Below are 12,633 nucleotides of genomic sequence, written 5' to 3'. Positions count from 1 at the left end.
CCGTCATGAGTGACATCGCCTCCTTGGGCGACCTGCGCGGCAAGCGCGTCCTGGTTCGGTCCGATCTCAACGTGCCACTCGACGGCACCACGATCACCGACGACGGCCGCATCCGCGCCTCGGTCCCCACGATCAAGGCGCTGGTCGAGGGGGGCGCACGCGTCATCGTGTGCGCCCATCTCGGGCGGCCCAAGGGTGCTCCGGAGGCGAAGTACTCCCTCGCGCCCGTGGCTACGCGCCTCTCCGAACTCCTCGGCCTCCCCGTGGCGTTCGCCGATGACACCGTCGGCCCGTCGGCGCAGGCCGCGGTCGACGCCCTCGCCGATGGCGGCGTCGTGCTGCTGGAGAACCTTCGCTTCAACGCCGGCGAGACCGCCAAGACCGATGATGAGCGCGCTGAGTTCGCCGATGCGCTGGCCGGCCTGGCCGACGCCTACGTCTCCGACGGTTTCGGCGTTGTGCACCGCAAGCAGGCGTCCGTCTACGACGTCGCCACGCGCCTGCCGTCCGCCATGGGTGGCCTGGTCAAGACCGAAGTCGACGTCCTGAAGCGGCTGACCGAGGACCCCGAGCGGCCGTATGCCGTGGTTCTCGGCGGCGCCAAGGTCGCCGACAAGCTGGCGGTCATCGACAACCTGCTCGGCAAGGCCGACCGTCTGCTCATCGGCGGCGGCATGCTGTTCACCTTCCTCGCCGCCCAGGGGCACGAGATCGGCAAGAGCTTGTTCGACGCCGACAGCGTGGAAGCCTGCAAGGGATACCTGGAGCGGGCGAAGGAGCGTGGCGTCGACTTGGTTCTGCCCGTCGATATCGTCGTCGGCAAGGAGTTTTCCGCCGACACCGAGACCGCTGTGGTGGATGCCGACGCGATCCCGGCCGACGCGATGGGCCTCGACATCGGTCCCCGTTCCGCGCAGATGTATGCCGAGAAGCTCGCCGATGCGCGCACGGTGTTCTGGAACGGCCCGATGGGCGCGTTCGAGATGGCGCCCTTCGCGGCGGGGACGCTCGCAGTGGCGCAAGCCTTGGTCGACGCCACCGCCGGTGGCGCGCTGACCGTGGTCGGGGGCGGTGACTCGGCCGCGGCCGTGCGCCAACTCGGCTTCGCCGACGACCAGTTCGGACACATCTCCACCGGTGGCGGTGCCAGCCTCGAATACCTCGAAGGTAAGGATCTCCCCGGCATCACCATTTTGGAGGCCACCGCATGAGCCGCATCCCGCTGATGGCGGGCAACTGGAAGATGAACCTCGATCACCTCGAGGCTACCCATCTGGTCCAGAAGCTCGACTGGACGCTGCGCGACGGCCGGCACGACTTCGGCGCGGTCGAGGTTGTCGTCTGCCCGCCGTTCACCGATCTGCGCACCGTGCAGACCCTGGTGGACGGCGACCGGCTGGAGGTCAAGTACGGCGCCCAAGACCTCTCGGTGCACGACAGCGGCGCCTACACCGGCGAGGTCAGCGGCAAGTTCCTGGCCAAACTCGGCTGCAGCTATGTCATCGTCGGCCACAGTGAGCGTCGGGAGTACCACCACGAGACCGACGCGGTCGTCGCGGACAAGCTCGTCGCGGCCTACCGCTATGGCCTGACGCCGATTTTCTGCTGCGGCGAGGGCCTGGAGATTCGCAAGGCAGGCTCGCACGTTGCCCATGTTCTGGAGCAGGTGCGCGCCGGCTTGGCGCAACTCACCCCGGAGCAGGTGACGTCCGTCGTGATCGCTTATGAGCCCATCTGGGCGATCGGGACCGGCGAGGTCGCGACCCCCGATGACGCTCAAGAGGTCTGCGGCGCGATCCGCGCGCAGCTCGCCGAGAGCTATGGCGAGGCCACGGCCCAGGGCATCCGCATCCTGTATGGCGGTTCGGTCAAGTCCGGCAATATCGCCGCGATCATGGCCTGTCCCGATGTCGACGGCGCTCTCGTGGGTGGCTCGGCGCTCGACCCCGTCGAGTTTGCCTCGATCTGCCGCTACCAGCAGCACCTCACCCCCGACGCCTGAGGCGTCGCCGAGGCAGCACCCCATCACGACCCGTTGAACCCCGAGTCCCACCCGGTCCGCCGCTGGGACTCGGGGTTCGGCTTATCGGGCCTCGGCCGTTGGGCAAAGTCCGGAACCCCTGCCGCGCGTCGACACGTTGGAGACCACGGTGGGGCGAGGTATCCTGCCGGGGGTCGATCTCGGTCGGCCGTCATCGAATTGAAAGGCTGCAACCACGTGGACGCTGTACGGATCGGGCTAGAGGTTCTGCTCATCCTGTCCGGGCTCTTCCTGACCATGCTCATCCTCATGCACAAGGGCAAGGGCGGCGGGATCTCCGACATGTTCGGCGGCGGGATGTCGACCTCGATGAGTTCGTCGTCGGTCGCCGAGCGCAACCTGACCCGGATCACCATCTTGGTGGCGCTGGTCTGGGTGACGGCCATTGTCGGCATCGGCCTGATCGATCGGTTCAACGTCTAACGCCTGCATCACCCCGTCAGGCCGCAACGACGCGGCCGCAACGAGAGGAATGACGATCGTCCATGGCTGGTGGTAATGCCATTCGCGGCAGCCGAGTCGGCGCCGGGCCGATGGGTGAGGCCGAGCGCGGCGAGGTCGCGCCCCGTGTGTTCTTCTCCTACTACTGCGCCAACGGCCATACGACCCGGCCGAGCTTTGCGCAAGAGCCGGGCCTGGTCGTCCCCGAGACCTGGGACTGCCCGCGTTGCGGACTTCCCGCTGGGCAGGACGAGGCCAACCCGCCGAACGCGCCCAGGGTTGAGCCCTACAAGACCCACTTGGCGTATGTGAAGGAGCGTCGCTCCGACGTCGACGGTGCGCAGATCCTTGACGAGGCGCTCGGCGCCCTTCGGGACCGCGGCCTCATCAAGTAGCCAGCTCAACCTGGCTACGGGGCGGCCTGGCTACCGGGAGCAGCTAGTGGTCGCCCGCCGCCGCCGCGTCAACCAGCCACAGCGTCTCACTGACCCCGTGCACCTGGGCCGCTGACGACACCGACGGCCCCGCGCCCGCGAGGCCATCCACGACGGCCTGCCGCTTGTCTTCCCCGGCGACCAGGAACCACACCCGCTGCGCGCGGTCGACGCATTCGAAGGTCAACGACACCCGCGTCGGCGGCGGCTTGGGGGAGTCGTGGACGGCGATGGCGATCTCGCCGGTGGTCAGTTGGGCCGGGTGCCCCGGGAAGAGCGAGGCAATGTGCCCGTCGGGGCCCACGCCGAAGAGCACCACATCCCACTCGTGCTGCCCGAACGTCCGGATCGTCTCTGCGTATGCCGCGGCGCTCGCCTCCGCCGACTCGCTCGTGTCGGGCCCGGCGACCCGATGCACATTGTCCGGCACGAGTCCCAACTCGGCCAGGCCGGCGGCGTCGTTCTGGGTGTCGTTGCGGTCGGGATCGCCGGCGGGGAGATAGCGCTCGTCCCCCCACCACACCCGGACCCGGCTCCAGTCGACGGCGCCGCGCGCGGGGGAGGCGGCGACGGCGCGCCATACGTCCGAGCCCATGGAACCACCCGTGAGGGCGAGTTGGGCCTCGGGCTTGACCGCCAGCGTGTCGACGATCGCGGTGATGAGCCGGGCGGCGGCCGCCGCGGCGAGCGACCGCTTGTCCGGGTGGATCAGGAGGCGGGCGGGGGCGGTCATCGGGTGGTCTCCTTCGTCGTTGTTCCGTTCTTGCGTCCGGATACTTTGCCGAGCCCACGCACGAGCGTGTCGGCATACACCTCGTCGGCGTCGAGCCGGCGTAGCTCATCGGACAGGCATTCCGCATCGCTGCGTGGCGGTAGCGCGATGATTCGGTCGGGTTGACCTGGTTGGACGAGGGTCGCGACCTTCCCCCGAGGCCGGTCCAGGACGACCGGGCCGCTCGGGCGGTCCAGCTGCACCGAGATGATGCCCGTCCCCGATGGCGAGCTCGCGATAGTCACCGGGCATTGCAGGAAGTGCTCCAGCCACGCCGCCAGCAGCAGCGCCGACGGGGAGTCGCCCGCGCCGGTCACGGTCGCGCTCGTCACGGATTCGTATGGTGCGTGGTCCAGCGCCGCCGCCAGCCGCCCGCGCCACAGGGTCACCCGGGTCCACGCGAGATCCGTGTCGCCACCGGCATAGGCGGCGGCCAACTCGGCCAGGCGGCGATGCGGTCGCTTCGCCGCGGCGGCGTCGGTGATCCGGCGCTGGGCGATGGCGCCAATCGGGTCTTCGCCGGGGTCGGCCGGGGAGTCACCCGGCCACCAGGCGACGATGGGGGAGTCGGCCAGGAGCAGCGGGGTCGCGACCGAGCGGCCGTGCTTGGCGAGCGGGCCATACATCCGCAGCACCACGACCTCGCTGGCGCCGGCGTCGCCGCCGACCCGGATCTGCGCGTCCAGGCGCGCCTTGCCACGCGGGTTGCCGGTCACCAAGGCGAGCACGCGGCAGGGGTGCTGGCGGCTGGCCTCGTTGGCGATGTCAACCGCCTGGTCGACCAGGGCCTCGTCGACTGGGATGACGAGCGTCAACACCCTGCCGAGGGCCATCGCGCCGACGTCTTCGCGCAGCGATAGCAGGCGCTTGCTGACGGTCTCGGTGTTGGTACTCGGCAGGTCGACGATCACCGGGGTCCCCGTTCAGTTTCGGAGCGACGAAGGAGCGGAGAACTGAGGGGGGTGGTGGTCATGGCATCCTCCACACCCGGCCGTCGCGGGCCATGAGGTCGTCCGCGCAGGCTGGCCCCCACGTGCCTGACTCGTACTGATCGAGCGGCTCGGTGTCGCGCGCCCACGCCTGCTCGATGGGGTCGAGGATCCGCCAGGACAACTCGACCTCCTCGTGCCGGGGGAACAGCGGGGGATCACCGAGGAGGACATCGAGGATGAGCCGCTCGTAGGCCTCGGGAGAGGACTCGGTGAAGGCCCGGCCGTAACCGAAGTCCATGGTCACGTCGCGGACTTCCATCTGTGCCCCAGGGACTTTGGCGCCGAAGCGCATCGTCACACCCTCATCGGGCTGCACCCGGATGACGATCGCGTTGCGGCCCAACTCCTCGGTGGCGGTGTCTTCGAAAGGCAGGTGCGGCGCGGCCTTGAACACGACCGCGATCTCCGTCACGCGCTTGCCCAGGCGCTTGCCGGTGCGGAGGTAGAACGGCACCCCCGCCCATCGGCGAGTGTCGATGTCGAGTCGGATCGCGGCATACGTCTCGGTGGCGGAGTCCGGCGCGACGCCCTGCTCCTGGAGGTAACCGACGACCTGCTCGCTGCCTTGCCAACCCGCGGCATACTGCCCGCGCGCGGTCGCGGCGGCCACCTCCGTGGGCACCCGGACCGCGGACAGGACCTTCTCCTTCTCGGCGCGGAGCTGGTCGGCGGCGAAGGAGGCGGGCTCCTCCATCGCCGTCAGCGCGAGCAACTGCAGGAGGTGATTCTGGATGACGTCGCGGGCCGCGCCGATGCCGTCGTAGTAGCCGGCGCGACCGCCGATACCGATGTCCTCGGCCATGGTGATCTGGACGTGGTCGACGTAGTGGCTGTTCCAGACGGGCTCGAAGAGCTGGTTGGCGAAGCGGACGGCCAGGAGGTTCTGGACGGTCTCCTTGCCCAGGTAGTGGTCGATCCGGAAGATCGAGTCCGCCGGGAACACTCCCTCGACGATCGCGTTGAGTTCGCGGGCGGATTTGAGGTCGTGCCCGAACGGCTTCTCGATGACCACGCGCCGCCACGCGCCGTCGGGGCCGGTCGACACCCCGGAACGCTCCAGTTGTCGGCATACGGTCGAGAAGGAGCCCGGCGGGATCGAGAGATAGAAGGCGTGGTTGCCGCCGGTTCCGCGGGTCTCGTCGAGTTCGGCGAGAGTCTCGGCCAGCCGATCGAAGGCGTCGTCGTCATCGAAACTGCCCGACACAAAGCGCAACCCCTCGGCGAGACCTCGCCAGACCTCCTCCTTGAAGGGCGTCCGAGCATGCGCTTTGACCGAGTCGTGAACGACCTTGGCGAAGTCCTCGACCGACCAATCCCGGCGGGCGAAGCCGACCAGCGCGAAGCCTGGGGGCAGTAGCCCACGATTGCTCAGGTCATAGATCGCCGGGAGCAACTTCATGCGGGCGAGGTCACCCGTGATCCCGAACAGCACCAGGCCGCATGGGCCAGCGACCCGGGGGAGTCTCTTATCCCGAGGATCACGAAGTGGGTTGATTCCTTGGGCAACGCGGGCGGGGCTCATGCACTGGTCCCTTCTGGCCGTATGCCGCGGGCCTGCCACCTCGGGCGGGCTCCGGTCACCCGGAGGCCCGCCCGCGGTCGGTCACTTCGCGGCGTCGAGGTTGGCCTGCAACTCACTCAGCAGATCGGCCCAGGAGGCCTCGAACTTCTCGACACCCTCGGACTCCAGGAGGTCGGTCACCTCGCCATACGAGATGCCTTGCGCTGCGATGTCGTCCAGGACCTGCGCGGCGTCGGCGTAGTGGCCAGTGACCGCATCGCCGGCGATGTCGCCGTGGTCGATGACGGCCAGCAAGGTCTTCTCCGGCATCGTGTTGACCGTGTTGGAAGCCACGAGGTCGGTGACATACATCGTGTCGGAGTAGTCCGGGTTCTTGACACCGGTCGAGGCCCACAGTGGACGCTGCTTGTTGGCTCCGGCCTCCTCAAGTGCCTGCCAGCGCGGTGTCGAGAAGACCTCTTCGTAGGCCTGGTAGGCGAGGCGGGCATTGGCCACGGCGGCCTTGCCCTTGAGGGCAGCGGCTTCATCGGTGCCGATTGCGTCGAGCCGCTTGTCGATCTCGCTGTCGACGCGCGAGACGAAGAACGAGGCGACCGACCAGATGCTCGACAGATCGTGGCCAGCAGCGTGCGCCCGCTCCAGGCCGTCGATATAAGCGTTCATGACGGCGCGGTAGCGCTCCAGGCTGAAGATCAACGTGACGTTGACACTGATGCCCTCGGCGATGACCGCGCTGATCGCGGGCAGCCCGGCCAGGGTGGCCGGGATCTTGATCATGACATTCGGGCGGTCGACCGCGGCATACAGCGCCTTGGCCTGCTCGATCGTCTCGGCCTCCTGGTGAGCAAGCCGCGGGTCGACTTCGATCGACACCCGGCCGTCCTTGCCGAGGGTGGAGTCGTAGATCGGGCGGAACACATCGCAGGCGTCCCGGACGTCCTGGGTGGTGATCGCGAAGACCGCGTCATCGACCGAGGAGCCGGCCTGCGCGAGCTCGGCGACCTGCGCGGCATACGAGTCCCCATTGCTCAGCGCCGCCTGGAAGATCGACGGGTTCGTGGTGACCCCGACGACCCCGCTGTTCTCCATGACGTCCTTGAGGTTGCCTGAGGTGAGTCGGGCGCGGGAGAGGTCATCGAGCCACACGGAGACGCCATTGTCGGCGAGGGCCTTGAGGTTGCTGGTGTCAGTCATTCTCGCTCCTTCGTGGATGGCTCAGGACTTCGCGGCGTCGACGTCGGTGTCGGCCGAGCTGGGCTGGGGCAGCTGAGGTCCGGTATTGGCTCGCGCTGCCTTGACGCTGCGCTTGGCGGCGGCCACGACCTTGTCGGGCGTGAACCCGAACTCCCGGAACAGCGTTGCCGCGTCTGCGGAGGCGCCGAAGTGGTCGATGGCGATGATCTCGCCGGCATCGCCGACCAGGTCACGCCAGCCCATCGGGACGCCGGCCTCGACCGAGACCCGGGCCCGGACGGATGCCGGGAGGACCTTCTCCTGGTAGGACTTGCTCTGCCGCTCGAACCACTCGCGGCACGGCATGGAGACCACGCGGGTGGCGACCTTGGCGGCTTCGAGTGTGTCGGCAGCCGCCATTGCGACGCCGACCTCGGAGCCCGTGGCGATCAGGATCACATCCGGGGTGCCACTCGACGCCTCGCGGAGCACATAGGCGCCCTTGGAAACGTTGGCCACCTTGCCGGCAACCTTGGGGTCCTGCGTCGGCAGCGCCTGGCGCGACAGGCACAACCCAGCCGGACGGTCGTTCTGCAGGATCGCGAGCCACGCCGCTGCCGTCTCGTTGGCATCCGCCGGGCGGATCACGTCGAAGCCGGGGATCGCGCGGAGGGAGGCGATGTGCTCAATCGGCTGGTGCGTCGGGCCGTCCTCGCCGAGGCCGATCGAGTCGTGGGTCCAGACGAAGGTCACCCCGATCTCCTGGATCGCGGCGAGCCGCGCGGCGGCGCGCATGTAGTCGGAGAACACCAAGAAGGTGCCGCCGTAGGGCCGGGTGAGGCCGGACAGGGCGATGCCGTTGAGGATCAGGCCCATCCCGAACTCACGGATGCCGAAGTGGAGGGTGCGCCCATAGGGTCCGCCGCTCCACTCGCGCGTCTGCTTCTCACTCGGGATGAACGAGGGCTGGCCCTCCATGGTCGTGTTGTTGGACTCGGCGAGGTCGGCCGAGCCGCCCCACAGCTCCGGCATGACGCCAGCGAGCGCGCCGAGCACCTTGCCGGAGGCTGCGCGGGTCGCCACACCCTTGGGGTCCGCCGGGAAGCTCGGCACCGCCTTGGCGAGCCCAGCGGGCAACTCCCGGGCGACGAGCCGGTCGAGGAGGGCGGCGCCGTCGGCGTTGGCCTTGCGCCACGCCTTGTAGCCCTTGTCCCACTCCTTGTGCGCCGCCTTGCCGCGCGCCTTCACCTTTCGGACGTGCGTGATCAGCTCTCGGGAGACCTCGAAGTTCTGCTTCGGGTCGAAGCCGAGGAGCTCCTTCAACCCAGCAATCTCGGCGTCACCGAGGGCGGAGCCGTGCGACTTGCCGGTGTCCTGCTTGGTCGGGGACGGCCACGCGATGATCGTGCGCAGGATGATGAGGGTCGGCTTGCTGGCCGAGCGGCTCTTCTCGCAGGCCGCCAGCAGCGCATCGACGTCCTCGACGTAGGTCTCGCCGTCGCCGTCGCCACGCCAGTCGATGGTCTCGACATTCCAGCCGTAGGCCTCGTAGCGCTTGCCCACGTCCTCGGAGAACGAAATCTCCGTCTTGTCCTCGATGGAGATGGTGTTCTGGTCGTAGATCACCGTGAGGTTGCCGAGTTCCTGGTGACCCGCCAGGGCACTGGCCTCATGGGTGACGCCTTCCATGATGTCGCCGTCGGAGGCGATCACCCAGACGTGGTGGTCGAACGGGCTGGCGCCCTTTGCGGCGTCGGGGTCAAGCAGGCCCCGGACGCGGCGTTGCGCGAACGCCATCCCAACCGCCGTGGCGAGCCCCGACCCGAGCGGGCCCGTCGTGACCTCGACACCCGTGGTGTGGTGAACCTCCGGGTGCCCCGGCGTGAGCGATCGCCACGTGCGCAAGGCCTTGAGGTCCGCCAACTCCAGGCCGTAGCCCGAGAAGTAGAGCTGGATGTACTGCGTCAACGAGGAGTGGCCGCAGGACAGAACGAAGCGGTCCCGGCCGAGCCACTGGGGGTCGGCGGGGTCGTGCTTCATGACGTTCTGATAGAGCAGGTATGCCGCGGGCGCCAGACTCATGGCCGTGCCCGGGTGGCCATTGCCCACCTTCTGCACCGCATCCGCGGCCAGGACCCGGACCGTGTCGACGGCGCGGATGTCGAGGTCGCTCCACCCGGCCTTCTTGGCCTTGGGGGCAGGGACCGCGCGGGTCGATGCCGAGGCGGGCCTGCGGCTGGACCGCTTGGCTGGGGCTGGTGTGGCGACGTCGGTCACGGATACCTCTTCGGTGCGGGGGAGCGACTACAGGCTTACCCGATCCAGCCTACTGGGCGTGTGACTCACGTCGCATGCTGTCCACCGATAGACTCAGGCAGGCGCCAGTTTCCCCGCGCTCCTTCCCGACCGTCAGGCAACGCATCGTGACCACCCTCGACTCTCCGACGCACGTCGGGCAGGACGGGACGTCGTGGCGTCGGACGCTCGCGGCATACGTGGCCTTGACGAAGCCGCGGATCATCGAGCTGCTGTTGGTCACGACGGTCCCGACGATGTTCCTGGCTCAGCGGGGCGTGCCCTCGTGGTGGCTGGTCGTGGCGACCCTGATCGGCGGCACGCTGTCGGCCGGATCCGCCAACACCTTCAACATGGTCTACGACCGTGATATCGACGCGCACATGGGGCGGACCAGCAAACGGCCCCTCGTGACCGGGGAAGTGACGCCGCGCGCCGCGCTGATCTTCGCCACGGTGCTGGCGCTCGTGTCGACCCTGTGGTTCGCCCTCGTCGTCAATGTGTTGTCGGCGGTCCTGTCTCTGGCCGCGATCGCGCTGTATGCCGTGGGCTACACCATGATCCTCAAGCGCCGCACGTCCCAGAACATCGTGTGGGGAGGCGCGGCCGGCTGTATGCCCGTGCTCATCGGCTGGTCTGCCGTCACCAACTCGGTGAGTTGGGCCGCTGTCGTGCTCTTCCTGGTGATCTTCTTCTGGACGCCGCCGCACTACTGGCCGCTGTCGATGCGGTTCAAGGACGACTACGCGCAAGCCGGCGTGCCGATGCTGCCCGTGGTCGAGACCAATGTGACGGTCGGGCGTCAGATCGTCGCCTATTCCTGGGTGATGGTGGCGACGTCCCTCGCGCTGATCCCGGTCGCGCCGATGGGCTGGCTGTATGCCGCGTCGGCCGTCCTCTCCGGCGGGCTGTTCCTCGCCGAGGCCCACCGCCTGCTGCGCTCGGCCAAGTCCGGCGCCGGGATGGCGCAGATGAAGCCGATGCGGCTGTTCCACTACTCCATCACGTATGTGACCGTGCTCTTCCTCGCCGTCGCCATCGACCCGCTGCTGTACTTCGCCATCCGCTGACCTCCTCTGTGTCTGGACCTCCTCTGTGGCTGGCCCGAGCGGGTCAGGGGGCGTCGTGGTGGAGTGCCTCCGCCGGCGGTGACACCGACGCGAGGGTGTCGGGGCGGCGGCCGGCGAGTTCACAGACATACATCGCGGCCAGCACCAAGCTGCCGCCCACGAGCATGCGCGACGTCAGCGACTCACCCCCGAAGGCGAGGGCGAAGAGCGCTGCGAACACCGGCTCGGTGGTCATGACGATGGCCGCGCGGGTTGCGGTTAGGTGGGCTTGGGCCCAGGTCTGCGCCCACAGGGCGAAGGCGCCGGCGATCAGCGCCATATAGAGCAGGGACAGCCACTGCCCGCCGCCGCTGGGCATGGTGATCCCGCCCGGCAGGGCCGCGAGCCCGGTCACTGCCATGATCACCCAGGCCTGGACGGCTGCCATCCCGGTGGCCTCGGCCGGGGTGGACCAGCGCCCGAGGCCGAGGATGTGGAGGGCATACAGCACAGCGGCGAGCAGGGTGATGCCCTCGCCGAGGCCGAGGGCGAAGCCGCGCAACGACAACACGGCGAGCCCGACCGTCGCCAAGGCGACGGCGCCCCAGGTGGCCGCACTGAGCCGCTCCCGCAGAACGGCGGCAGCGAAGAGGGGAGTGAGCACGACATAGGCGCCCGTGACGAAACCGGAGACCGATGCGGAAGTGTGCTCCAAGCCGATCGTCTGCAGGAGTTGGGCGCCGCCATAGACCGCGCCGAGGACGAGGGCGAATCCGAGTTGGCGGCGTGGCAACGCACGCACGTGCCGGTGGAACACGGCAGTCATCGCGCTGGCTGCCACGAGAAACCGGACGGCGAGGAAGTCGGCGGAGGGAATGTGGACGACGAGATCGCGGATGAGGAAGAAGGTCGAGCCCCACGCCGCGGTCACGGCGAGGAGCAGCAAAGTTGCCAGGCGCGTCGCCCGCCGGCCCGGCACAGCACTTCCCGGCTCAACCACAGGGGTGGCTCAGACCACGAAGATCGTGACGACCTGGCCCTTGGGGTACTTCGTCCCGGAGCGCGGCTCCTGGGCGGTCACCCGGTTGAACGGTGCCCCGAATTGCTTCTCGATCTTGACCTCGAAGCCGGCGGCCTTCAGGATCGCAACCGCCTCATCGGTGGACTTGCGGAAAACATCCGGCACCTCGATGAGTTCCGGGCCCTTGGACACGTGCACCGTCACGGTCTCGCCGCGCTTGAGCGTGCCAGTGGCGGGTTCCTGTTCCGCGATCTGCCCTTCGGGGACGTCGACGCTATAGACCTCGTCGCCCGTCGTAATCTCCAGGCCCAGGGCTTGCAGCAGGCTCGTGGCCTCGTCGAGGGTCTTGCCCTTGAGGTCCGGCACGTTGATGGGGGCGGGTCCGAGGCTGAGGACGAGCGCGACTGCATCGCCTCTCTTGAGGGGAGTGCCCTGTCCGGGATCGCTGGAGACGACCTTGCCGACACCCACGGTCTCGTCGTAGGCCTCGGTGACGGTGCCGAGCGTCAGCTTCACCTTGCGGAGGGCGGACTCGGCCTGGTCACGCGTCTTGCCGGCAAGGGTCGGAACGTCATAGCGCTCCTTGCCCTTTGACACGGTCAGCGTGACGGTGTCGCCCCGGTGGGCCGTCGCGCCCTCCTTGAGGTCTGCTTCGATCACGGTGCCCTTGGCCACCGATTCGCTGAACGCGCCACTTACGTGGGCATCGAGATGAGCCGTGTGGAGCGCGCTCACCGCCGCGTCCTGCGCCAGCCCCGCCACGGGAGGCATGGTCGTGGTCGCCCCGGGGCCTAGGCCGAACCACCAGCCGGCGCCCGCACCGGCGGCGATGAGCAGGCCGATCAGGCTGAGGATCAGCGCGCGCCGCCTGGTCCTAGCGGGTGCGGCGGGGG

12 protein-coding genes are annotated in these 12,633 nt (G+C 68.6%); 5 read left to right on the top strand and 7 right to left on the bottom strand.

The window, feature by feature from the left end:
- Positions 1–5: 5 nt before the first annotated feature.
- The 4 genes from BN13_RS12100 (at position 6) to BN13_RS12085 (ending at position 2,877) form a co-directional block, all read left to right on the top strand.
- Complete coding sequence (locus BN13_RS12100) at positions 6–1,211, top strand: phosphoglycerate kinase (protein ID WP_048547190.1); 1,206 nt, start codon at positions 6–8, stop codon at positions 1,209–1,211.
- Positions 1,208–2,002 carry a triose-phosphate isomerase gene (tpiA, locus tag BN13_RS12095; protein WP_048547188.1) on the top strand — a complete coding sequence of 265 codons (795 nt, stop codon included), beginning with the start codon at positions 1,208–1,210 and terminating at the stop codon, positions 2,000–2,002. Before BN13_RS12100 ends, tpiA begins: the two co-directional genes overlap by 4 nt.
- Before the next feature lie 216 nt (positions 2,003–2,218).
- Entirely contained in the window at positions 2,219–2,464 is a 246-nt protein-coding gene (secG, locus tag BN13_RS12090) for a preprotein translocase subunit SecG (protein ID WP_048547187.1), read from the top strand.
- A gap of 62 nt (positions 2,465–2,526) precedes the next feature.
- Complete coding sequence (locus BN13_RS12085) at positions 2,527–2,877, top strand: RNA polymerase-binding protein RbpA (protein WP_048547184.1); 351 nt, start codon at positions 2,527–2,529, stop codon at positions 2,875–2,877.
- Between the two features lie 43 nt (positions 2,878–2,920).
- Here the strand turns inward: BN13_RS12085 and pgl are convergent, their stop codons facing one another.
- The 5 genes from pgl to tkt all read right to left on the bottom strand — a co-directional run bounded on the left by pgl (position 2,921) and on the right by tkt (position 9,652).
- A complete protein-coding gene (pgl, locus tag BN13_RS12080; RefSeq protein WP_048547182.1) occupies positions 2,921–3,649 on the bottom strand; it encodes a 6-phosphogluconolactonase in 729 nt (242 codons plus the stop codon).
- On the bottom strand, positions 3,646–4,599 hold the full coding sequence (locus BN13_RS12075) for a glucose-6-phosphate dehydrogenase assembly protein OpcA (protein ID WP_048547180.1): 954 nt from the start codon (positions 4,597–4,599) through the stop codon (positions 3,646–3,648). The genes pgl and BN13_RS12075 overlap by 4 nt, the downstream gene beginning before the upstream one ends.
- A gap of 58 nt (positions 4,600–4,657) precedes the next feature.
- Positions 4,658–6,202, bottom strand: a complete 1,545-nt coding sequence (gene zwf / locus BN13_RS12070) for a glucose-6-phosphate dehydrogenase (RefSeq protein WP_048547177.1) — start codon at positions 6,200–6,202, stop codon at positions 4,658–4,660.
- 81 nt (positions 6,203–6,283) lie between these two features.
- Positions 6,284–7,396 carry a transaldolase gene (gene tal, locus BN13_RS12065; protein ID WP_048547175.1) on the bottom strand — a complete coding sequence of 371 codons (1,113 nt, stop codon included), beginning with the start codon at positions 7,394–7,396 and terminating at the stop codon, positions 6,284–6,286.
- Positions 7,397–7,417: 21 nt separating this feature from the next.
- Positions 7,418–9,652, bottom strand: a complete 2,235-nt coding sequence (tkt, locus tag BN13_RS12060) for a transketolase (protein WP_048547173.1) — start codon at positions 9,650–9,652, stop codon at positions 7,418–7,420.
- 146 nt (positions 9,653–9,798) lie between these two features.
- Between tkt and BN13_RS12055 the strand changes: the two genes are divergently transcribed.
- Positions 9,799–10,740: a heme o synthase gene (locus tag BN13_RS12055; protein WP_048547170.1), complete on the top strand. Its 942-nt coding sequence runs from the start codon at positions 9,799–9,801 to the stop codon at positions 10,738–10,740.
- A gap of 43 nt (positions 10,741–10,783) precedes the next feature.
- On the opposite strand, the gene BN13_RS12050 is transcribed toward BN13_RS12055, so the two are convergent.
- Both BN13_RS12050 and BN13_RS12045 read right to left on the bottom strand, forming a co-directional pair.
- Complete coding sequence (locus BN13_RS12050) at positions 10,784–11,665, bottom strand: DMT family transporter (protein WP_235434030.1); 882 nt, start codon at positions 11,663–11,665, stop codon at positions 10,784–10,786.
- Positions 11,666–11,728: 63 nt separating this feature from the next.
- Positions 11,729–12,633, bottom strand: a 905-nt coding sequence (locus BN13_RS12045) for a Stk1 family PASTA domain-containing Ser/Thr kinase (protein WP_048547166.1), incomplete at its 5' end; no start/stop codon positions are given.

The sequence above is a fragment of the Nostocoides jenkinsii Ben 74 genome (genome assembly GCF_001046875.1).
Taxonomy (GTDB): domain Bacteria; phylum Actinomycetota; class Actinomycetes; order Actinomycetales; family Dermatophilaceae; genus Nostocoides_A; species Nostocoides_A jenkinsii.
This window is presented reverse-complemented; position numbering and strand designations above follow the sequence as displayed.